Annotated in this window: 16 protein-coding genes; 12 read left to right on the forward strand and 4 right to left on the reverse strand. The window is 65.9% G+C overall.

From position 1 onward, the window contains the following. On the reverse strand, positions 1-1323 hold the full coding sequence (locus ACVCMJ_RS05860) for an aminotransferase class I/II-fold pyridoxal phosphate-dependent enzyme (RefSeq protein ID WP_447080502.1): 1323 nt from the start codon (positions 1321-1323) through the stop codon (positions 1-3). Further along, positions 1323-8981, reverse strand: a complete 7659-nt coding sequence (locus ACVCMJ_RS05865; RefSeq protein WP_447080503.1) for an SDR family NAD(P)-dependent oxidoreductase — start codon at positions 8979-8981, stop codon at positions 1323-1325. The genes ACVCMJ_RS05860 and ACVCMJ_RS05865 overlap by 1 nt, the downstream gene beginning before the upstream one ends. A gap of 213 nt (positions 8982-9194) precedes the next feature. Between ACVCMJ_RS05865 and ACVCMJ_RS05870 the strand changes: the two genes are divergently transcribed. The 12 genes from ACVCMJ_RS05870 to ACVCMJ_RS05925 all read left to right on the forward strand — a co-directional run bounded on the left by ACVCMJ_RS05870 (position 9195) and on the right by ACVCMJ_RS05925 (position 18531). Further along, positions 9195-9386, forward strand: coding sequence for an oxidoreductase-like domain-containing protein (locus tag ACVCMJ_RS05870; protein WP_447080504.1), 192 nt, complete (start codon positions 9195-9197; stop codon positions 9384-9386). Positions 9387-9514: 128 nt separating this feature from the next. Beyond that, entirely contained in the window at positions 9515-9754 is a 240-nt protein-coding gene (locus ACVCMJ_RS05875; RefSeq protein WP_447082685.1) for a DUF2249 domain-containing protein, read from the forward strand. 60 nt (positions 9755-9814) lie between these two features. Next, on the forward strand, positions 9815-10240 hold the full coding sequence (locus ACVCMJ_RS05880) for a VOC family protein (protein WP_447080505.1): 426 nt from the start codon (positions 9815-9817) through the stop codon (positions 10238-10240). Continuing rightward, entirely contained in the window at positions 10237-10479 is a 243-nt protein-coding gene (locus ACVCMJ_RS05885) for a DUF2249 domain-containing protein (RefSeq protein ID WP_447080506.1), read from the forward strand. The genes ACVCMJ_RS05880 and ACVCMJ_RS05885 overlap by 4 nt, the downstream gene beginning before the upstream one ends. Before the next feature lie 6 nt (positions 10480-10485). After that, on the forward strand, positions 10486-11850 hold the full coding sequence (locus tag ACVCMJ_RS05890) for a hypothetical protein (RefSeq protein WP_447080507.1): 1365 nt from the start codon (positions 10486-10488) through the stop codon (positions 11848-11850). A gap of 114 nt (positions 11851-11964) precedes the next feature. Then, positions 11965-14874 carry a monovalent cation/H+ antiporter subunit A gene (locus tag ACVCMJ_RS05895; protein ID WP_447080508.1) on the forward strand — a complete coding sequence of 970 codons (2910 nt, stop codon included), beginning with the start codon at positions 11965-11967 and terminating at the stop codon, positions 14872-14874. Between the two features lie 2 nt (positions 14875-14876). Next, positions 14877-15218 carry a Na+/H+ antiporter subunit C gene (locus ACVCMJ_RS05900; RefSeq protein ID WP_447080509.1) on the forward strand — a complete coding sequence of 114 codons (342 nt, stop codon included), beginning with the start codon at positions 14877-14879 and terminating at the stop codon, positions 15216-15218. After that, positions 15215-16879, forward strand: coding sequence for a monovalent cation/H+ antiporter subunit D (locus ACVCMJ_RS05905; protein WP_447080510.1), 1665 nt, complete (start codon positions 15215-15217; stop codon positions 16877-16879). Before ACVCMJ_RS05900 ends, ACVCMJ_RS05905 begins: the two co-directional genes overlap by 4 nt. Beyond that, positions 16876-17364, forward strand: a complete 489-nt coding sequence (locus tag ACVCMJ_RS05910) for a Na+/H+ antiporter subunit E (protein WP_447080511.1) — start codon at positions 16876-16878, stop codon at positions 17362-17364. The genes ACVCMJ_RS05905 and ACVCMJ_RS05910 overlap by 4 nt, the downstream gene beginning before the upstream one ends. After that, positions 17361-17645, forward strand: a complete 285-nt coding sequence (locus tag ACVCMJ_RS05915; RefSeq protein ID WP_447080512.1) for a K+/H+ antiporter subunit F — start codon at positions 17361-17363, stop codon at positions 17643-17645. The genes ACVCMJ_RS05910 and ACVCMJ_RS05915 overlap by 4 nt, the downstream gene beginning before the upstream one ends. Continuing rightward, positions 17642-17941 (forward strand): monovalent cation/H(+) antiporter subunit G, encoded by a 300-nt coding sequence (mnhG, locus tag ACVCMJ_RS05920; RefSeq protein ID WP_447080513.1) that lies wholly within the window; start codon positions 17642-17644, stop codon positions 17939-17941. The genes ACVCMJ_RS05915 and mnhG overlap by 4 nt, the downstream gene beginning before the upstream one ends. Before the next feature lie 107 nt (positions 17942-18048). Then, a complete protein-coding gene (locus tag ACVCMJ_RS05925; protein WP_447080514.1) occupies positions 18049-18531 on the forward strand; it encodes a hypothetical protein in 483 nt (160 codons plus the stop codon). Positions 18532-18552: 21 nt separating this feature from the next. On the opposite strand, the gene ACVCMJ_RS05930 is transcribed toward ACVCMJ_RS05925, so the two are convergent. Both ACVCMJ_RS05930 and ACVCMJ_RS05935 read right to left on the reverse strand, forming a co-directional pair. Next, the gene (locus ACVCMJ_RS05930) at positions 18553-20439 is read right to left on the reverse strand and encodes a potassium transporter Kup (RefSeq protein WP_447080515.1); all 1887 of its coding nucleotides are present in this window, start codon (positions 20437-20439) and stop codon (positions 18553-18555) included. A gap of 3 nt (positions 20440-20442) precedes the next feature. Continuing rightward, on the reverse strand, positions 20443-21525 hold the full coding sequence (locus ACVCMJ_RS05935) for a sensor histidine kinase (RefSeq protein ID WP_447082686.1): 1083 nt from the start codon (positions 21523-21525) through the stop codon (positions 20443-20445). Position 21526: the final 1 nt, after the last annotated feature.

Genomic DNA, 21526 nt, shown 5'->3' on the forward strand with positions numbered 1-21526 from the left:
TCAGGCGAGCTGTTGAATCAGCCGGATCGTTTCCGTGATCTGGGCCTCGGTATGCTCGCTGCTCAGGAAAAACCGCAGGCGGGCGGCTTTTTCTTCGACGGCGGGATGGATGATGGGCTGCACGTTCACGCCGTGCTCGAACAGGTCATTCGAAAGGCGCACGGCTTTCAGCGAGCTGCCCAGGATGACGGGAATCACCGAGTACCCCTGGGACAGACCGGTATCCAGACCGCCCTGGCGGGCCTGCTGTAAAAAGAACTGGCCCCGCTGCCGCAACCGCGCAACGCGCCCGGGCTCGGCCTGCATCAGCGTCAACGCCGCGAGTGATGCCGCCGCCAGCGGCGGCGCGATGCCCACGCTGTAGACAAATCCCGGGGCGGCGTATTTCAGTTGTTCAACCAAAGCACGCTCGCCCGCGACATAGCCGCCGCAGCCTGACAGCGTCTTCGATAGCGTGCCCATCCAGATATCCACATCCCGGCCGCCCATCCCAAAATGCTCGTGCAGGCCATAGCCTCTTTTGCCGAGCACACCCAGGGCGTGGGCCTCGTCCACCATCAGGAAGGCTTTGTGGCGGCGCTTAGCGTCAATCAGCGCCGGCAGGTCGGGCATGTCGCCGTCCATGCTGTAGATGCCTTCCACTACGATCAGGACGCGTTCGAACTGATTGCGGATATCGCTCAACAAGCGGTTCAGGGCGCCCGCGTCGTTGTGCGGAAAAGAACGACGCGTGGCGCCCGACAACTGAGCCCCCATCAGCACACTGTTGTGGATCAGGCTGTCGTGCACGACCAAGTCCTTCGGACCGAACAGATGACCGATGGTGCTGACGTTGGTGGCATGGCCGCTGACGAAAACCACGCAATCTTCCGTGCCATAGACCCGGGCCAGCGCATGTTCCAGTTCGCGCTGGATGGGGCGTTCGCCCGCCACCAGGCGGCTGGCCGACACGGTGGTGCCGTAGCGGTCGATGGCGTCCTTGGCGGCCTGATTGACCTGCGGATGTCCCGCCAGACCCAGATAGTTGTAGCTGGAGAAATTGATATAGTCGCGCCCACCGATGCGGGTGGTGGCGCCCGCCAGGCCTTCGTGGACCCGGAAAAACGGGTTGTCCAGTCCCAGACGCTGGGACGCGGCCTTGGAGACCAGCATCTTCTCGTAGGCGGGCTGGCGGTCGAATCGCGTCCAGGCGTCAGGAACGGCGCGGGCGGCGCGGCGCCCGACGGGCACCGCGCCGGACGACCCATTGTCTGCGGTCTTCTTGCCCAGGATACGGTCGATGAGCTGAAGCTTGTTCGTCGTGCTGAATTCGGTTTTGCTCATCAGATCAGGGATGTTCCGGTTTTCGCGAGCTGCCGGGTATCGGCCGCCAGATCTTGCAATTCACTGGCGCTCAGACCGGATTCGTGCCGGCCGACCACACTGGCCACCAGATCGGCGGCACTTGACTCAACAGATGCTGAAGGATCGCTGTCGTCGCCAGTCGCATCGTCCGTCAGCCGTTCAATGATGCGGGCCGCTACGCTGGCCACGGTAGGCGCATCGTTCAGCATCATGACGGGAAGCTGGATGCCGAAGCGCTGTTCCAGACCGAGGGCCAGCTCCACCGCCATCAATGAATCCATGCCCAGGTCGTGCAAGGATTTCTGGGCATCGATTCGATCGGGCGCGATGGACAAGGTCTGGGCGACTTCGCCGGTCACCAGCTCCCGCACGATGCGAAGCACGGTTTCCGGGTCCTTGCCGCGAATCAGGGCGCGAATGTCCTGGGTGGCTACATCGACGTCCTGGCGCGTCCGGTTCAGCACGGCAAAACGAGGGCTGTCCGCCGACGGCAGGAGCCGCGACAGCACATTCCAATCGAAATCGGCGACGATCGCGCTGGGCCTGTCCTGTTCCAGAATGCGGCCCAGTTCATCCAGCGCCCTGGCCGCCGACAAGGGCGCCCGGCCCAGGCGCTGTTCCAGGCTATCGCGCACGGCTTCGTGGCGCGTCAGGTAGCCGGCATCACCGATGGGTCCCCACGCGATGCAGGTGGCGGGGAGCCCCTCGCGGCGCCGCAACGCAGCCAGACTTTCCAGACCTGCATTGGCAGCCACATAATTGGCTTGGCCCGGGTTGCCAATGGCCGTCGTGACCGACGCATACAGCACGAAATACCGAACCGGGTCGGCCAACGTGGCCTGATGCAGGTGCCAGGCGCCAGACAGCTTCGTATCCAGCACACCGCGCATGCTGTCGGCATCCAGCCGGCTGACCAGACGGTCGTCGAATATCGCGGCCGCATGCACCACGCCGTGCAGCGGCGGCAGCGTTCGGCGGACCTCGCTGAGCAACGCCCGGACGGCACCGGCATCGCGAACGTCGCAGGCGCGCGCATGGGCCTGGACGCCAAGCGCCTCCAGATTCCGGATGGCATCGGCCGCGCCGGGTGCGTCCAGACCGCGCCGCCCCAGCAGCACCAGATGGCGCACGCCGCGGGCCGCCAGCCAGCGGGCGGTTTCCAGGCCGAATCCCGACAAACCGCCGGTGACCAGCCAGGTGACATCACCCGACAACGCCAGCGGCTGGCTGGTGAGCTCGGGCGGCTCGATCGGCGGCCGGGCGTCGGCCAGCGACACGACGATCTTGCCGATGTGGCGGGCCTGCTGCATGACGCGGAAGGCATCCACCACGCGGTCGGCGGTGAAGCAGCGATACGGCAGCGGCGCCAGAGTGCCGTCGGCAAATAGCGCCATGACCTCGGCAAACAGACGGGCGGCCAGCGCGGGCCGGCCGGTCAGAAGCTGGTCCGCATCGATGCCGAAATAGCTGATGTTGTTGCGCAGCGGCCGCAGGCCGAGTGGCGTATTTTCAAAGAAATCCCGCTTGCCCAATTCCAGGAACCGGCCAAAAGGCTTCAACACGTCCAGGCTGCGGCGCATGGCCTCGCCAGCCAGCGAATTCAACACCACATCCACGCCTTCACCGCCGGTCGCGGCACGGATCTGGTCGTCAAACGCCAGGCTGCGCGAATCAAAGACATGGTCGGCCCCCAGCAGACTGACGAAGTCGCGTTTCTCGTCCGTGCCGGCGGTGGCAAAGATCTCGGCCCCGATGTGACGAGCGAGCTGGATCGCGGCGATGCCCACGCCCCCCGCGCCGCCATGGATCAGCACACGTTCGCCGGGCTGCAAGTCGGCCAGATGCTTCAGCGCGTAGTACACGGTGAAAAACACCGTGGGCACTGTGGCGGCCGCCTCGAAGGACCAGCCTTCCGGCATGCGCGCGACGGCGTCGGCGCGGGTCAGCACATGGCTGGCAAAACAGGAAGAACCGAACCCCATGACCAGGTCGCCCGGAGACAGATCCCGGACGGCCGCGCCCACCCGGCTGACCACTCCGGAGAACTCCAGGCCAAGGCTGGCGCCGGCAAAGCCGCTTTCCACAGCCTCGTCGGGCAACAGGCCCATCAGATACATGACATCACGGAAATTCAGGCCCGTGGCGCGGGTTTGGACTTCGATGGCGTGATCTTCCAGCGGGCGTTGCGCATCCCGCAGCCAGACCAGATTGCGCAGCTTTCCCGGCACATGGAAATCCAGATGGAACCGATCCGCACGCTGGCGTGGCGCCGCCGATGTGCGGCGCTCTTCTTGCATCACGGGAACCTCTCGGCGGCCCGACCGCCACAGGATCTCGTGGGCCCCATCGGGATGGCACAGTTCGCGCATCAGGCGGTCCGCATCCCCATCGCCCAAGTCGACCAGCGTGCAGTTCAATGCCGGCGCCTCGTTCATCAACACGCGGCCGAAACCCCATAATGCGGCCTGTGCGGGACTGGGAGCTGGGCCATCTGCCTGGTCTCCGCCGCCCAGGCCGCCACCCCGCGTAACAATCCAGAGGCGCGGCGGGATTTGCAGCCCCATCAGTTTCTGGGCGCAGGCCATCAGCGCGATAGCCGGACCAGCTGACTGGTCCGCGGACTCGACCCAGCCGATCAAAGAGACGCAATGGGCCCATGAGCCCGCTTCAGTGTCTGGAACAGCGTTGCGGACCGCCACCGACAGCCCGCGGGCGCACAGCCCTTGGGACAGCTCGGTGCCAAACGCTAGACTGGCCTCATCGACCAGTAGCAACCAGCGGCCGGCCGTATCGACGGGCCGGTCCGCGTCCGCAGTGGGATCGACCACAGCAGGAGCCCCGGAGGTGAGAGCACGTGCCGCTTCAACATCGGCCTCGGGGCATTGCGCCAGGACCAGATACGCGCCTTCGGCCAGGTCTCCGGCGGCCGGTTCGCACCAAACCGTGCTCTGCCCCAAGCCAGCATCCTGCAGCAACTGCCGCCACGCGGCGGGCTGCCACAACGGAGCGGTCGGCAAAGCGGTGGCCTGCGGCCCGTCCGCGCGGCCATCCGCTGCGGTCGTCAGCCACCAGGCGGGATCCAGGCCCTCAACCAGATGGGCGCTCCAGTCGGGGTTGCGCTCGGCAACGATCAGCAGACCGCCTGCGGCAAGCTGCCGGCGGGCCCGGGCCACCGCTGCAGCCGGATCGGACAAAAGATGCAGACTATGGCGATAAATGATCAGGTCGAACCGCTCGCCTCCAAGCTCTTGCCAGACGGCCTGCGAGTCATGGCTCGATCCCAGCACACGGACCGCCGGCCGATTCTGATATTCGGCCACCTGGCGGTCAGACAGAGCCGGATCAGCGACCACCATCACATAATCGATCTGCTCCTCTGGCAAAGCGGCCAACAGCGTCCCGGGTAGGCCGCTGAGCCCAGCCGTCCACTCCAGCACCCGCAGTCGACGAGTCGGGGGCAACGCGGCCGCCAAAGAGCGCAACACGGCCACCAACGCCGTACGCACACCCAAATAGGTCGGGTCGCCCTGATAGCGGCTCTCGGCGACCGCGGATCGGCGCAGACGATCCCGCAGGGCCAGCGGATCCAGATCGCCCCGCAGCAGCGCGGGCAGTTGGCGGCCCCAGTGGCCCATCAAGGCCAGTTGCGGCAAATAGGCCGGGTTGCCGCGCATCAGACTGCGCCACAATTCCGCAGCCACCGGCCACTCGGCATCCTGCGCCAATTTCCAGCCTTCACCCTCGGGGAGCAACAGACCCTCGGCGCGCAGCTGCGTGCCCAGCCAACGCACCATGGGACTGGCCTGCGGCCCGTCGAACATGTTGGCCCAATCAGGCGAGCCCGGTTGCTGTGCCAGGTCCTGGCAAGCCCCGAAGGCAAAGGACAGGACCAGGATTTCGGTCAGCGGCAAGGTTTCGCGGAACCACTGATGGCGAGCGGCCAGCAGCGGGGACAGGCTGTCGGAGCACAGCGGGACGACGTCGGCAGGCGCCGGCATCGTTGTGCGCTGCTCGTCGTGGGGATGCACCCGCAAGCGGGGGCTGACACGCCAACGCGAAACCGCCTTATTGGCGTTCGGATTCAGGGCAGCAGCGCGAAAGCGGCAGGCTTCGGCCAGAGCCAATAGTGCGCCACCCTCATCGAGCAGTTCACAGTCGGCCAGAAGAGATCGATGCCCGCGGCGCAACACCCGCACCCGCAGGCGCCGGGCCGGACCGGGTCCGCACAGGGTGAGCCGGCCGATCCGCACCGGGAGCATCGCCACGCCATGGCCCGCGTGGATGGCATCCTGAAAAAATGCGATCAAAACCTGGAAACAGAGGTCAAGCACGCCCGGATGGAGCAGATAGTCGGCGGACTCGCTTCCCGCCGGCGGATCCAGCGTGGCCTCCAGGCGATCGCCGTAGACCCGAATGGACTGCAGGCCGCGGAAGGCCGGCCCATAAGCGAGCCCCAGGCTGGCCGCCAGCGCATAATGGGTGTCATGATCGACGGCACGGCGGACGTCACCCGGTGCCGGCATGCGCACCGTGGGTAGTTGCCCCGAGGACTCCAGCAAACGCCCCGCAGCGTGCAGCGTCCATTCATCCTGACTCAGGCGCTGGCGGCTCAGAATCGTGAAGCCGCCATCGCGGGGATTGACGGCGAGGCGGACGCTGCGAGCGTGTTCGCCATCGAACACCATCGGCGCCAGGATTTCCAACGACTCCAGCACAGACGGCACGTTGCCGCGCCAGAAACCGCCGGCGGCCAGCGCCATTTCTGCATAGGCCGCTCCCGGAAATACGATGACCCCGCCCACTTGGTGGTCGGCCAGCCAAGGCAGGATCGTGGCGTCCAGCGTGTTTTCCCAGGCCGCCTCGGCATCGGGCAGGCGCCAGCCCAGCAACGGATGTTCGCGATGCCTGTGGATCGCAAGCAGGCTCTCACTGCTTTGCGGATGCCAATGCCGCTCGCGTTGCCATGGGTAGTTGGGCAAGCGCACACGGGGGCGGGCCACCGGAAACAGTGCCCGCAAGACCGAAGGCCTGGACAACAACAGGCAGTTGCCGACGGCGCGCTCGATCTGCTGCAGACCGTCATCCTGGCGGCGCAGTGTGCCTAGCGCCCGGGCCTGCAGATTCAAGGGAGCCAGGCTTTCATTCAGATAACGCTGCAAGATCGCATGCGGGCCGATCTCCAGGAAGACACGGCATCCCTGATCGGCAAGGCGACGCACGGCGGCTTCGAAGCGAACGGGCTCGCGAATATTGCGCCACCAGTACCCGGCGTCCAGACCGCCATCTGTTATGGCGTTCCCCGTAACGGTGGACACGAATGCTGCGGATTTTGGGGCTGACGGCTCCAGATTCCGCAGATGCAACAAGAGCTGGTCGCGGATGGGGTCCATGTACGGACTGTGAAACGCGTAGTCCAGATCCAGGAGGCGGAAGAAGACGCCCTGCGGCTCCAGGCGAGCCTGCAGGCGCGCCAGGCTTTCCAGATCGCCCGACAGCGTGAGATTGGCGGGGCTGTTGTAGCCCGCAACGGACACGCGGGCGGAGAGACCCAGTTCAACCAGAACCGGTGCCAGCGCATCCGCCGACAGGGCCACAGCCGCCATGCGGCCCGTGCCGCGCGTGAGGCCTTGGGCCTGACTGCGGGCGCAAATGACATGCGCCGCCTGGTCGAGGGTGAGCGCCCCGCAGGCCCAGGCGGCAGCGATCTCGCCCACGCTATGGCCGGTGACAGCTTGCGGCTCGATACCCCGCTCGCGCAGCAGCAAGGTCACCGCCACTTGCACGGCGAACAGCAGCGGTTGCGCCACGGTGGTATCAGCAAGCCGGTATTCGGCAACCGGCGCACGCAGTTCCCGAAGGATCGAAAAGCCGGCCAGTGGCTGCAAAAGCGCGTCCAGTTCACCCAGGATAGCGGCAAACCGGGGGGACTCATCCAGCAGCCGGCAGCCCATTCCCTGCCACTGCGATCCATTACCCGAGTAGACGAATGCGAGATCACCGGGCTCGGCGAGCGTGTCGCCCGTCAGAACGGCATCGGAATCGCCGCCGTCGGCGAAACCCCGAAGCCGCTCCACTGCGTCCGCGAACGAGGCGGGCTGCAGGATCAGCGCCTTGTCCAGGCGATCACGATGAAAAGCCGCGCCGTAGGCGACGTCCTCGTAGACCGTCGCACCATGGGCGACAAGTTCGTCGGCGTAACGACCGGCCAGAGCAGCGAGCGCGGAGGCACTGCGAGCCGACACCAGCAAGGGCGGCAGACGGTCCGCGGCGGCGCCGGTCGCCACGAGTCGCGGCGTGGCGGCCGGCGGCCCCTGCAACAGCACGTGGGCGTTGGCGCCACCAAAGCCAAAAGAATTCACCCCGGCGATCAGCGGCCGGTCGGACGCGGGCAGTGTGCGGTATTCGGTGGACAGCGCCAGGTTCAGCGCCTGAAAGTCGATCCGGGGATTGGGATCCTCCAGATGAATGGACCCGGGCAAGGCGCGATGTTTCAGCGCCAGCACCGTCTTCACCAGTCCCACCATGCCGGAGGCGGCCTCCATGTGGCCGACATTCGCTTTTACGGAGCCGATAGGCAGCGGAGTGGCGTGAGGCTTGCCGTACACTTCGCCGATCGCCGTGGCCTCGACGGGGTCGCCCACCACCGTGCCGGTGCCATGGGCCTCGATGAAATCGACGTCACCCGCCGCCAGACCGCTGCGCGCCAGGACCTCCCGCATCAGTTCGGCCTGCCCCTCGGCGCTGGGGATGGTGATGCCCGTCTTGCGGGCTCCATCGGCGTTCACGCCGCTGGCCAGGATAACGGCCTGGATGTCATCGCCATCGGCCACCGCCTGCTGGTAGGGTTTCAGCAACAGGACCGCCGCGCCTTCGGACCGCACGTACCCGTCGGCTGCGGCATCGAATGGCCGGCAGCGGCCCGTGGCCGATAGCATGGCGGCTTTGGTGAAGCCGACGAATGGATAAGGGTGCAGCAGCAGATTGACGCCGCCCACCAGTGCGCAGTCCGCTTCGCCGGCCTGGATAGCGCGGCAGGCATGATGCAAGGCGACCAGTGACGAAGAACACGCCGTATCGACAGCCAGCGAGGGGCCGCGCAAATCGTAGACGTAGGACAAGCGGTTGGCGGCCACGCTGAGCGTATTGCCTGTCATGGAATTCGCGGACAGGCTGGCCATATCGTCCAATGCCCGGGTCCCGTAGTCCAGGGCGGCAATGCCGACGTACACGGCGCAGCGGGTGCCCGCTAGCGTGGACGGCGCAACGCCGGCATTCTCCATGGCCTGCCACGACAACTCCAGCAGCAGGCGCTGCTGCGGGTCCAGCCATGCCGCCTCGCGCGGAGAAATACCGAAGAAGCCAGCATCGAATTCATCGATGCGCGACAGCACGCCCGCCGAAAACGTGATGCTGCGACCGGGCTCGGATCGCTTTGGGTGCTGGAGTTCTGACGTAGCCCACCGGTCCGTCGGGATCTGCGTGACCAGGTCGCGGCCCTCCTTCAGGGCGGCCCAGAAGCTGCGCTCGTCGTCGCAATTCCCGGGGAACCGGAATGCCATCCCCACCAGCGCGATGGCATCTTGATCCGGATTTATGGTCGTACGCTTGGCTTTTTTGCTGTTTTCCTGAACTGACAAACAACTTCCCCAACATTCTTTGTTATGTTTCTTACTTTTTGGCACGCTACCGCCATGCCGTCACACGATCGGCAGGCGCCGGCGGCATTCTATTTCTTTCGTAATAATATCTATCACAATAGTACTTATCGTAGAAGGGTAATTTGCTTGCACGGAGCCCGCCGTGCCATCATCTACGGCTTCCCATCACGGGACCTCAAGCCTTTAAACATCATGTCCGATCCCTGTTTATCCCCCGACGACACCCGCCCCATCGAGCCGGTGGAGCCCGACCTGAACGAATGCTGCGGCAACGGCTGCACGCCGTGCGTCTTCGACACCTATGCCGAAGAAAAGCGCCGCTGGCAGGAGGCGGTCCGCATCTGGGACTTGCGTCACCCCGACGCGGCCCACAAGCCGGACTGAACCTCCGCGCAACACATCCCCATTGGGCGTAGGGTTCCATCGCTTCTGACGGATGCGGGTTCCTATAATCGTGGCCACTTCCCAACAACACTACAGGACGACGCACCGTGGCCTCTGACGCTATCCCCATGTTCGCCGAGAACACCTACCCGCTGGATGCCCGCGGCATCGCCAAGCGCTTCCGCCACGCGGCGATCTTCGGCGCCCTGTCCGCGCTGCAGCCGGGCGAAACCATGCGGTTCTGCAACGATCACGATCCGCTGCCGCTGCTGCAGCAACTGAAACAGCACTTCGGCGAAAACATCCAGTTCGAATACCTGGCCCGCAACCCTGGCGAAATCGTGATTGACTTCCATATCGTCCCGTGACGTGGGCGGTGCGTTTTCAACTACGATAGGGGTTCCAACCCTTTTGCCTCGGAGCCCTTCATGAGCCTGTCGCCGTTTCACCTGGCCATCCCCGTCTACGATCTTCCGGCTGCCCGCCACTTCTACGGCGAAGTCTTCGGCCTGGCGGAAGGCCGCTCGGACACCCATTGGGTGGATTTCGACTTCTTCGGCCATCAGCTCGTCATCCACGAGCATCCGCGCACGCCTTCCCAGGAACACGCGCACACCAACGCGGTGGACGGGCATGACGTGCCGGTGCCGCACTTCGGTGTGGTGCTGCACTGGGACGAATGGGAGGCGCTGGCCGAACGCCTGAAATCGCTCGGCACGAAATTCGTGATCGAGCCCTACGTCCGGTTCAAAGGCGAGGTGGGCGAACAGGCCACCATGTTCCTGTACGACCCCTGCGGTAATGCCCTGGAGTTCAAGGCCTTCAAGGACATGAGCCGGCTCTTCGCCAAATGACAGCGGCCGGCGACGCGGCCGCCCCTGGTGACCGGCTGCTGGACGTGCGGGGCCTCCCCGCACCCGAGCCGCTGGAGCTCTGCCTGCAGGCGCTGGACGAACTGGGTCCGACTCAACGCCTGCAGCTCCTGATCGATCGCGAGCCGCATCCGCTCTACGCCATGCTGGAGCGGGCCGGCTTCCAGCACGACTGCGTTCTCGAGCCGCCCCACTACCGCGTGACCATCTGGCGCGGCTGAGCCTCCATGCAACGCGCACTGGATTTCGACAAAACTCCGGCGCTGTCGGTGCCACTGCCGCTGCTCCTGAATGTGCCCGCCTTTGCGCTGCTGGCGGGGATCCTGGCCACATGGGCCGGCCCGCAGGCCTTCGCGTCGCGCTGGAGCCCGATCACGCTCGCACTGACCCACTTGTGGACGCTGGGCATCCTGACCAGCGCCATGCTGGGCGCGCTGCTGCAGATTCTGGCCGTGGCCTGCAACGTTCCCACATTGCGGGCGCGAGGAGTATCGGTCTTCGTGCACGCCACGCTGACCACGGGGACACTGTTTCTGGCGGCAGGATTTCTGTGGTGGTGGCCCGCCGCCTGGCGCACCGCCACCCTGCTGCTGGCGCTGGCGTTTGCCATCTATCTGGCGGCCGTCGCGGGATCCCTCTGGCGTGAGCGGGCTCGGGTCTACGCAGGCGCGCGCGAGATTCTGGTGGCGGTGCGGAGCTCCCTGGCCGCGCTCGCCATCACAGTCGCCATGGGGCTCGCGCTGGCCGGTTCGATGGGCGCGGCCCACGCGCTGCCCGCTTGGGTGAACGCCCACGCATCCTGGGGACTGCTGGGGTGGGGCGGGCTGCTGCTCGTGGGACTATCGTTCCAGCTGCTGCCCATTTTTCAGGCGACCGAACTCTATCCGCGGAGCATGGTCCGCTGGCTGCCGCTCGCCATCCCTGTGCTCCTGGCCGCATGGACGGCTTTCGCATGGGCCGATGATCTCACGGCCATGCCTCCTCGGCTGGCCGAATTGCTGCTCGCCTGCGGTTATGCCGGATGGAGCGGCGTGACGCTGCACCGGCTGTGGACCCGCAAGCGCCCGGTGCCGGAGGCCACGTCACTCTTCTGGTACGCCGCTATGGTGTGCCTGCTGGCCTGTGCAGCGTTCTGGCTGCGGTTCAGTCCCCGACATTCGACCCAGCCGGAACTGGCGCTGGGCACCTTGATGATCGTGGGTGTATTCGGATCCGCCATCCACGGGATGCTCTACAAGATCATTCCCTTCCTGTTGTGGAAGCACGCCCAGGACGCTCTTTCGATTCCCGGAGCAGACCCCGCCGGGATACGCGCATGCCTGAAACGGTTGCCCAAGATGGGCCAGTACATCCCGGCGCGCCGTGCCCAGGTTCAGGCGGGAGTCTACGCCGCCGTCATCCTGAGCTGGACGCTCGCATCATTGGGATGGAGGGCGGCGGCATATCTTGCGGGCCCCCTGCTGGTGCTGTCGGCGGCCGCGCTGGCCTGGAATACCGGCGCGGCCTTGTGGCGCTATCGCGTGGCGACTCAGGTGCTGTCAGCAGTACTCGCGGCACCAGCTTCCGGCCGTCCCGCCGGGTCCATGGAGTAGGCCTTCTGGCCGGCCCCTGTCCCCGGGGGCCAGTCCGCCGTCGGCGGCGCACGAAAACCGCCGGTGTCATCGCGTATCATAGAACGCGAAACCGCTGATCTCTGGCCGCTCCGGATGCTTCTCGCCCTGATCCTTGCCTTTCCGTTCGTCGGCAGCCTCTGCACAGCGCTGCTGCCGGCGCACGCACGGCGGTCCTGCGCCTGGATGGCGGGACTCAGCGCACTGGCCAGCGTAGCCCTCATCATCATCCTGACTCCCGCCATCGCGCGCGATGGCATGGTGAAGATGATCGTGCCCTGGATCCCGTCCCAGGGCGTGGAACTCACACTGCGCATGGATGGCTATGCCTGGCTGTTCGCGCTCATCATCACGACGATGGGAGCGCTCATCGCGCTCTATGCCCACTACTATCTTTCAGACCAGGATCCGGCCCCCCGCTTCTTCGCCTTTCTCCAGGCCTTCACCGGTGCCATGCTGGGGGTGGTGCTCGCGGGCAACCTGATCCAGCTCGTGGTGTTCTGGGAACTCACCAGCCTCTCGTCCTTCATGCTGATCGGCTACTGGCACCACCGGCCGGACGCACGGCGAGGCGCCCGGATGGCGCTGCTCGTCACCGGAGCCGGCGGCTTCTGCCTGCTGGCCAGCATGCTCATCATCGGCCACATCGTAGGGAGCTACGATCTGGATGCCGTACTGGCGGCTGCTCCCGCCATCCGCAACCACCCCTGGTACCCCATTCTGCTGGCATTGCTTGCGGTTGGCGCGCTGACCAAAAGCGCCCAGTTCCCGTTCCATTTCTGGCTGCCCAACGCCATGGCGGCGCCCACGCCCGTTTCGGCCTACCTGCACTCGGCCACCCTGGTCAAGGCGGGGGTCTTTCTGCTGGCGCGGTTCTGGCCGATCTTTTCAGGCACCGATTGGTGGACCTGGATCATCGGGGGTGCCGGACTGTGTTCGCTGCTGCTGGGGGCCTACGCGGCCACGTTCCAGCGCGACATGAAAGGCGTGCTCGCCTACTCCACCATCAGCCACCTGGGGCTGATCACGCTGCTGCTGGGCATGAACAGCCGGCTCGCACTGGTCGCCGCCGTCTTCCACATGGTCAACCACGCCACCTTCAAGGCATCGCTGTTCATGGCCGCCGGCATCGTCGACCACGAAAGCGGCACCCGGGATCTGCTGCGGCTCTCGGGGTTGCGTTTGCTCATGCCGCTGACGGCGCTACTGGCGGGCGTATCGGCGGCGGCCATGGCGGGCGTCCCGCTGCTGAATGGCTTCATTTCCAAGGAAATGTTCTTCGCCGAGACGGTCTTCATAACGGGGCATTGGGCCAGCCGCTGGGGGCTGCCGACGCTGGCGGTCATCGCGGGAGCGTTCAGCGTGGCCTACTCCCTGCGCTTCATCCTGCAGGTATTCTTCGGGCCGCCCACCACAGATCTGCCCCGCATCCCGCACGACCCGCCCCGCATGATGCTCATTCCCTGCGCCGTCCTCGTACTGATCTGCCTGGGCGTCGGCACGCTGCCCTCGCTGACACTGGGCCCGGCACTCGGCATGGTCATGCGCGGGCTGCTGGGGGGCGATGTGCCCGCCTATGACCTGCGGGTCTGGCATGGCCTGAATCTGCCGCTGCTCATGAGCATCATCGCGCTGGCCGCTGGCATCGTGCTGTATCGGCTGCTCCGCGGCCGCGACCGGAGTGCGCCGGGCCAGGTGCCGCTCATCCACGGGCTCGACGGACGCCGGAGCTTCGAAGCGGGCCTGGAAGCCGTCGATGCGGGCAGCGCCTGGCTGCTCGCTCATCTGCAGACGCACAGGCTGCAGCCGCAGGTCCTCCTGCTGGTGCTGTGCACGGTGACAGTGGCCGCGCTGCCACTTTGGCCGGGCGGCTGGTGGACACACGGCTCGCAACCGTCCAGCGCCGTCGAGTCCTTCGGCCTCATGTGGCTGGCCGGCGGCGCTTGCGCGATCGCCGCCGCCCGCCAGGCGAAATACCACCGCCTGGCATCGCTCATGCTGGCAGGCGCCGCAGGCCTCATCACGTGCGTGACCTTTGCCTGGCTTTCGGCGCCCGATCTGGCGCTGACCCAGCTCTCGATCGAAGTCGTGACCACCATCCTCTTGCTGCTCGGCTTGCGCTGGCTGCCCCCGCGCATCGAGGAATTCGGCGAAGCCGCCCCGGGGCGCATCCCCTGGCGGCGCGCCCGTGACCTGTCGGTGGCGATCATTGCCGGCGCAGGCCTGGCGGCCCTGGCTTACGTCATGATGACCCGGCCCGCCGGGCACCCCAGCATATCGTCCTTCTTCGTGGAGCAGGCCTGGCCGCTGGGCGGGGGCGCCAACGTGGTGAACGTCATCCTGGTGGACTTCCGCGCGTTCGACACGTTCGGCGAAATCACGGTGCTCGCCATCGTGGCGCTGAGCGTGTACGCGCTGCTGCGGCGCTTCAGGCCGCCGGCGGACACCATCACTGCTCCGCTGCGGCGCCGCAGCCCGTCGTCGCAGCCTGTTGCCTTCGTGGAACCCGATCCGCGGGCACCGCTGCCCGGCGGCCTGATGCACATCCCGGCGGTACTGGTCCGGCTGCTGCTACCCCTCTCCACGATGATCTCGCTGTACTTCCTCCTGCGCGGCCATAACCAGCCGGGCGGCGGCTTCGTGGGCGGCCTGATCATGGCCACCGGCATCATCCTGCAATACCTGGTAGGCGGCATTCTGTGGGTCGAGGCCCGTCCGCTCATTCGCCCGCAGGCGTGGATGGCCTGGGGCATGCTGGTAGCCGGCACGACGGCGTTGTCTGTCTGGGGAGCCGGCCTGCCGCTGCTCTCGGCCTACAGCGTGGACTTTACCTTGCCGCTTCTGGGTCAGGTTCATCTCTCCAGCGTGCTGTTCTTCGACATCGGCGTCTACATGCTGGTGGTGGGCGCCACCATGCTGATGCTCGTCGCCCTGGCGCACCAGTCGCTGCGGTCCTACCGCAAACTCACCGAACCCGTCGCCCCCGCGACGCTGCGGGAGACCTGACCATGGAATGGATACTCGCGCTGGCGATCGGTGCACTGACCGGATCCGGTGTCTGGCTGCTGCTGCGCCCGCGCACCTTCCAGTTCATCATGGGGCTGACGCTGCTGACCTACGCAGTCAACCTGTTCATCTTTGCCATGGGCCGACTGCGGCTGGACGCACCGCCGGTGATCGACCCGCACTGGGCGGACCCGGAGCGCTACGCCGACCCGCTGCCCCAAGCGCTGGTACTCACGGCCATCGTCATCGGTTTTGCCACGACCGCCCTGTTCCTGGTCGTGCTGCTGGCCGCGCGCGGCATGAGCGACACCGATCACGTCGACGGCGAGGAGCGGCGCCCATGAACCCGTGGCTGCAGCCGCTGCCAGTCCTGCCGGTCCTGTTGCCCATGATGACAGCGGCGGCCATGCTGCTCACTCGCGACGGGCAGAAACCGGTGCGCATGGCTCTCGCAGCGGTTTCGCTCGCCCTGCAGGGCGTGGTCGCGCTCCTGCTGCTGGCTGCCACGCTGGAGTGGCTGCCCACGGGCTGGCCCGACGGCATCGGCGTCTACATGCTGGGAAGCTGGCCGGCCCCTTTCGGCATCGTGCTGGTGGTGGACCGGCTGAGCGCGCTGATGCTGGGTCTGACGGCGCTGCTCGGAACGTGCACCTGGATCTACGCCACGGCGCGCTGGGACAGTGTCGGCACTCACTTTCATCCGCTGTTCCAGCTTATCCTCATGGGCCTGAACGGTGCCTTCCTCTCCGGCGACCTGTTCAACCTGTTCGTCTTTTTCGAAATCCTGCTCACCGCGTCCTACGGGCTCATGCTGCATGGCTCCGGCAAACAGCGCGTCAGCGCCGCCCTGCATTACATTGGCGTGAACCTGATCGCGTCCTTCCTGCTGCTGATCGCCATTGCGCTGATCTACGGACTGACCGGCACCCTGAACCTGGCCGATCTGTCGCTACGGGCGCAGACGCTGTATGGCGCCGACCGCCAGCTCTTCGATAGCGCAGCCGCGATTCTGGGCGTCGCCTTCCTGATCAAGGCCGCCGCCTGGCCCCTGAATTTTTGGCTGCCCTCGACCTACGCCCAGGCGTGCGCGCCGGTCGGTGCCCTCTTCGCGATCATGACCAAGGTGGGGATCTACGCGCTCCTGCGCATCGGATCGCTGTTGCTGCCGGCCGGCGCGCCGGCGGCCTTCGGCGGGGCCTGGATGTTCCCGGCCGGGATTGCCACACTGGCCTTCGGCACACTGGGGATGCTGGCCAGCATCGACGCCAGGCGCATCACGGCCTACGCCGTCATCACCTCATCCGGCACGCTGTTTGCGGCCTTGGGCATGCCGGGCGCCACACTGACCGGCCCCGCGCTCTACTATCTGCTCAGCTCGGTGGCCGCACTGGCCGCGCTCTTCCTGCTGCTGGAACTCATCGAGCGCAGCCAGCCCTTTGGCGCTGACGTGCTGGCCATCACCCAGGAGGCCTTCGAGACCGAAGAGGCCGATGCCGCCAGCCTGTCGGAACAGGTGGTGGGCGAGCCTCTGCCGGCCACCCTGTCGTTCCTGGGGCTGAGCTTTTTCGCCTGCGCCCTGATCATCGTCGGCCTGCCGCCCCTGTCGGGCTTCGTGGCCAAATTCTCTCTGCTGTCGGCCGCCCTGCGCACGGCGGAATATGGGGCGCCCACGCTGAATGTCTGGCTGCTGGTGGCAGCCATGCTGGTGTCAGGCGTGGCCTGCCTGATGGCCTTGGGGCGCTCCGGCGTGCGGCTGTTCTGGGTTCCCGAAGCCCTGCAGATTCCTCGTCTCCGGATCCGGGAGATCACTCCCATCCTGATCCTGCTGTCGGCCTGCGCGCTGCTGACCGTTCGGGCGGGACCGACCCTGGACTACCTGGACGGCACGGCCCACTACCTGAATGAACCCGGCCGCTACGTCGAGGCCGTACTGGGCCAGAACAGCCCCCGCCTGGGCACCACGCCAGGCCCCGGCCCTGCCCACGCCCGGGGTACGCAACCATGAAGGCCCTGTTGCGATCCCTGCCGCTGACCGGCCTGTTGCTCGCGCTATGGCTGGTTCTGAACGACAGCGCATCCCCAGGTCAATGGGCGCTGGGCCTGGCCATCGCCCTCACGCTCAGCCTGCTGACGCCGATCCTGCGGCCCGTCCGGTCGCGCCCGCGCCACCCCGTCATCGCGCTGCGGCTCCTGGGCCGGGTCGCCGTGGACATCGCCCATTCGAACTACCTCGTCGGCCTGCGCATCCTGCGCGGCGATGCAGCCAATGCCAATCCCGAATTTCTGGACATTCCGCTGCACATCCGCGATCCCCACGCACTGGCCGCGCTGGCCTGCATCGTGACCTTCACGCCCGGCACGGTCTGGGCGGGACATGATCCCGAACGCAACGTCCTCACGCTGCATGTCCTCGACCTGCGGGACGCCGCCGGGCTCACGCACACCATCCAGGACCGCTACGAGCGGCCACTCATGGAGATTTTCGAATGAATCAACTGATCCTGGACGGGGCCATCGGCTTCGCGCTGCTGTGCTTCGTATTGGGGCTGGGATGCGCGGTTCTCCGGCTGCTGCGCGGCCCGGCGGCAGAGGACCGGATTCTCGCGCTCGATACGATTTACATCAACGGCATGCTGATCCTTCTGGTCCTTGGCCTGCGGTTCGAAGCGGGACTGTATTTCGACGTGGCGCTGCTCATCGCGCTGTTCGGCTTCGCGGGCTCCACCGCACTGGCCAAGTTCCTCCTGCGCGGCGAGGTGATCGAACCATGAGCCAACTGCCGCTGTGGGCGGCCTTGATCGTCGCCCTGTTGCTGGCGGTGGCCGGCATCGCCACGCTGATCGGCTCGCTGGGCCTGTTGCGCCTGCACAGCTTTTACGAGCGAATGCATGCTCCGACCATGGGGACGACGCTGGGCGCCTTTTGCGTGGTGCTGGCCTGCACCCTGGTGGCGGCCCTGGTGCAGCACCGCCCCATTGTGCATGAATGGCTGATCTGCCTGCTCCTGGTGCTGACGGCCCCGGTGACGGCCATTGTGCTCATGCAAAGCGCCATCCGCCGGTCATGAGCAAATTTGTCACATCGTGATAGGTGAAAACCCGTACACTGAAGCTAGCTGTAACATGGTTGGGTACGGGCATGGGCCCATATCCGTTCCTAAGATAGGAGTGCATCATGCGTCAAGTGATTCAAGTCTCCCTTCGCGCCGCCCTGTTGACCGCTGGCCTGGGGTGTGCCTTCCTCCTTTCCCCGGTGGCCGAGGCCGCGAGCCCCGTACAATCGCAATACCAGCGCGACGTGGCACGTTGCAATTCCACGCCGGGCATCGACAAGAAGGCGTGCCTGAAAGAAGCCGGTGCCGCTGCTCAGGCCGCCCGTGACAACACGCTGGCCGCGCCCGGCATGCAGGCCGAGACGCAGAACCGTACCGAGCGCTGCGACAGGCTTACGGGCGAACGGCGCGCCGACTGCATGACGCTGATGGACAACAAGACCCAGGTCCGCGAACAAGGATCCGTGGAATCGGGTGGCATCCTGCGCGAAACCACCATCACGGTTCCCGCCCCGGGCAGCGTGACGGGTACTACGGGCGTGACGGGTACTACGGGCGTAACCGGCGGAACGGGCACAACCGGGGTCACCGGCGTCACCCAATAAGCAGCGGCCAGGGAATCGGTCTCAGAGTTCCATCTGCATGCCCATTTCGACCACCCGGTTCGGCGGAATCCGATAGAACCGGGTGCTCCGGCTGGCGTTGCGCGCCATGAACGCGAACAGATGGCGCCGCCAGCTCTTGTACCAGGGCAGGCGGCGCACCACGATAATGGTCTGGCGTGACAGGAAATAAGAGGTCTGCATGGGCTCCAGATTCAGTTCGGGGACTTCCTGGCCGATCTGCCCCACGACCTGCGGCACGTTCGGTTCCTGCTTGAAGCCCCAGCGGGCAATCGCCTGCCAACTGCTCCGGCTGACCCGCTCGACCTTCAGGCGCTCATCGAACGGCACATAAGGCTCGTCGGCCACCTCGATGGTCAGGAAGAGCGCCTGCTCGTGCAGCACCTTATTGTGTTTCAAATTGTGCAGCAAAGCGGGCGGCACCGTGCCAACGATCATGCTCATGAAGACGGACGTACCGGGCACCCGCATGGGTGGATAGGCCTCCAGGGATTCCATGAAGCTTTCCAGTGACTGGTGGTCCCCCGCCAAGGTGTCGTGGACCTGCTGGCGGCCCTTCTTCCAGGTCATCATGAGCGTCAGCAGCACGATGCCCACCACCAGCGGCAGCCAGCCGCCCTCATGCAGCTTCAACGTGTTCGACGAAAACAGCAGAATGTCGATCACCAGGAACACCGAGATCAGGGCCAGCCAGGCCACGCGCCGGCCGCCACGGGCGCCCCGGGGAAGCACCGCAAAGGCCAGAACGGAGGTCATCAGCATGGTGCCGGTCACCGCAAACCCGTAGGCGTGCGCGAGGCGGTCCGATGAGCCGAACGCCAGGATCAGCACCAGAACCGCCCCCATGAGCAGCCAGTTCACACGCGGCAAATAGATCTGGCCTTCTTCGCGCGCCGAGGTGTGTTGGATCACCATGCGAGGCCAATAGCCGAGCTGCACCGCCTGCCGGGTCATGGAAAAGGCGCCCGAAATCACCGACTGCGACGCAATCACGGTCGCCACCGTCGCAAGCGCCACCAGAGGCACCAGCCCCCAGTCGGGTGCCAGCAGAAAAAACGGATTGCGGATGGACGAGGGGTCACTGAGCAGCAGCGCCCCCTGGCCGAAATAGCACAGGACGAGAGCCGGCAGCACGGCCGAAAACCAGGACCGCCGGATGATGGACCGGCCGAAATGCCCCATATCGGCATACAAGGCCTCGGCTCCCGTCAGGGCCAGCACCAGCGCACCCAGCGCGAGAAACGTTTCCAGCGGCGCGTCGGCGATGAATCGCACGGCCCACAACGGGTTCACGGCTCTGAGCACCCGCGGCTCTTCGATGATCCGCCAGGCCCCCAGGATACCCAGCACCAGGAACCACACCAGCATCACGGGCCCAAAGAGCTTGCCGACCGCACCGGTGCCGCGCGACTGGAACATGAACAACCCCACCAGCACCGCTGTGGAAATGGGGACGATCCAGGGATCCAGGCCGTGCGACACGATGCCGATACCCTCCACCGCCGACAGCACGGAAATGGCGGGGGTGATCATGCTGTCGCCATAGAAAAGGCTCGCGCCAATCAATCCGAGCAGGATCAAGCGCCAGCGCACCCGGTCCGGGCGCCCGCGCATCGCCAGCTCCATCAGCGCGAGCGTCCCACCCTCGCCCCGGTTGTCGGCGCTCAGGATGCAGATCACATACTTCAGCGAGGCCACCAGTATCAACATCCAGAACAGGATGGAGAGCATCCCCAGCACATGCTCCACGTCGGGCTGGTGCCCGACCCCGGCCAGAGCGACCTTGATCGTATACAGCGGGCTGGTCCCGATATCGCCATAGACCACCCCCAATGCCCCGATCAGCAGGGCCGCCCGGGGGCTTGCGGCCTGTTCGTTCTGTGTCGCCATGTTCTACTCGCTCCGGGTCAGGCCGATGCCGCGCCTGGGTCCGGGGAAAATGATGGTGATTCGGGTACCCGGAAAGTCGGGCCGACTGCCGACCTTCCACCAGGCGCCGTGAGCGCGCGCGATTTCGCGCACGATGGCCAATCCCAGCCCTGCCCCTCCCGATCCCGCGTCGGACGCGCGATAAAAGGCCTCGAAGACGCGCTCCACGTCGCCCTCGTGGATGCCGCAGCCATCGTCGGCTACCGAGAAGGACGGCGGGTTGGCCATCACCCGCAACTGGATGTTCCGCGCACCCGCACCATAGCGCAGGGCATTGTCGATCAGATTGCCCAGCAGTTCCTCCAGAAGTACGGGGTCTCCATCCACCCATACTGGATCGTCGGGGGCCGTGAGCTGGAGTTCCAGGCCGCGTGCCTGTGCACGTCCCAGCCACTCGGCGCCGGTGCAGCGCATCCATTCGCATAAATCCAGGCGCACGAAACTGTCCTGCGGACGCGCCGTATGATCGGCGCGCGCCAGTACCAGGAGCTGCTGGCCCATGCGGATCATGTGGTCGGTCACGGACTTGATGCGTTCGGCACGCGTCCGGACGTCCTGCGGCAGATGCTCCTGGCTGAGCATGAGTTCGGACTCCACCTTCAGGCCTGCCAGCGGCGTACGCAATTGGTGGGCCGCATGGCCGATGAAACGGCGCTGCGCCAGCATGGCATCATCGACCCGTACGAGCAAGTCATTGAAATGCAGCACGAGCGGCGCGACTTCGCTGGGCAGGCCCTCCAGATCGAGGGGCTGGAGATCGTCGATGGACCGCAGGCGAATCTGATCGGCCAACCGGTTGATGGAGAGGAGCTCCGCCCGAATGCCGGACACCAGGACCCAGACGAACAGCAGGACCAGGAAAGCCTGGGCCAGCAGCATCACCCAGAACAGGTCGCGCAGCAGCCACGGTTGCGGCCGGATCATGCCCGTCATGGACCAGGTCGCGAGCAGATCGATGGCGATCAGTATGAACAGCGCCGGCAGCAGACGCCGCACCAGACGGCGCGCCAGCGAATCCTGCGGCACCAGGCGCTCGAGCAGACCCAGT

Source organism: Castellaniella sp. UC4447_H14 (assembly GCF_052978285.1).

Coding starts and splice junctions, on each gene's coding strand:
- mnhG (WP_447080513.1), top strand. CDS start 17,642: ATGAGCCAACTGCCGCTGTGGGCGGCCTTGATCGTCGCCCTGTTGCTG.
- ACVCMJ_RS05890 (WP_447080507.1), top strand. CDS start 10,486: ATGCAACGCGCACTGGATTTCGACAAAACTCCGGCGCTGTCGGTGCCA.
- ACVCMJ_RS05860 (WP_447080502.1), bottom strand. CDS start 1,323: ATGAGCAAAACCGAATTCAGCACGACGAACAAGCTTCAGCTCATCGAC.
- ACVCMJ_RS05900 (WP_447080509.1), top strand. CDS start 14,877: ATGGAATGGATACTCGCGCTGGCGATCGGTGCACTGACCGGATCCGGT.
- ACVCMJ_RS05905 (WP_447080510.1), top strand. CDS start 15,215: ATGAACCCGTGGCTGCAGCCGCTGCCAGTCCTGCCGGTCCTGTTGCCC.
- ACVCMJ_RS05930 (WP_447080515.1), bottom strand. CDS start 20,439: ATGGCGACACAGAACGAACAGGCCGCAAGCCCCCGGGCGGCCCTGCTG.
- ACVCMJ_RS05885 (WP_447080506.1), top strand. CDS start 10,237: ATGACAGCGGCCGGCGACGCGGCCGCCCCTGGTGACCGGCTGCTGGAC.
- ACVCMJ_RS05925 (WP_447080514.1), top strand. CDS start 18,049: ATGCGTCAAGTGATTCAAGTCTCCCTTCGCGCCGCCCTGTTGACCGCT.
- ACVCMJ_RS05875 (WP_447082685.1), top strand. CDS start 9,515: ATGTTCGCCGAGAACACCTACCCGCTGGATGCCCGCGGCATCGCCAAG.
- ACVCMJ_RS05910 (WP_447080511.1), top strand. CDS start 16,876: ATGAAGGCCCTGTTGCGATCCCTGCCGCTGACCGGCCTGTTGCTCGCG.
- ACVCMJ_RS05915 (WP_447080512.1), top strand. CDS start 17,361: ATGAATCAACTGATCCTGGACGGGGCCATCGGCTTCGCGCTGCTGTGC.
- ACVCMJ_RS05895 (WP_447080508.1), top strand. CDS start 11,965: ATGCTTCTCGCCCTGATCCTTGCCTTTCCGTTCGTCGGCAGCCTCTGC.
- ACVCMJ_RS05880 (WP_447080505.1), top strand. CDS start 9,815: ATGAGCCTGTCGCCGTTTCACCTGGCCATCCCCGTCTACGATCTTCCG.
- ACVCMJ_RS05870 (WP_447080504.1), top strand. CDS start 9,195: ATGTCCGATCCCTGTTTATCCCCCGACGACACCCGCCCCATCGAGCCG.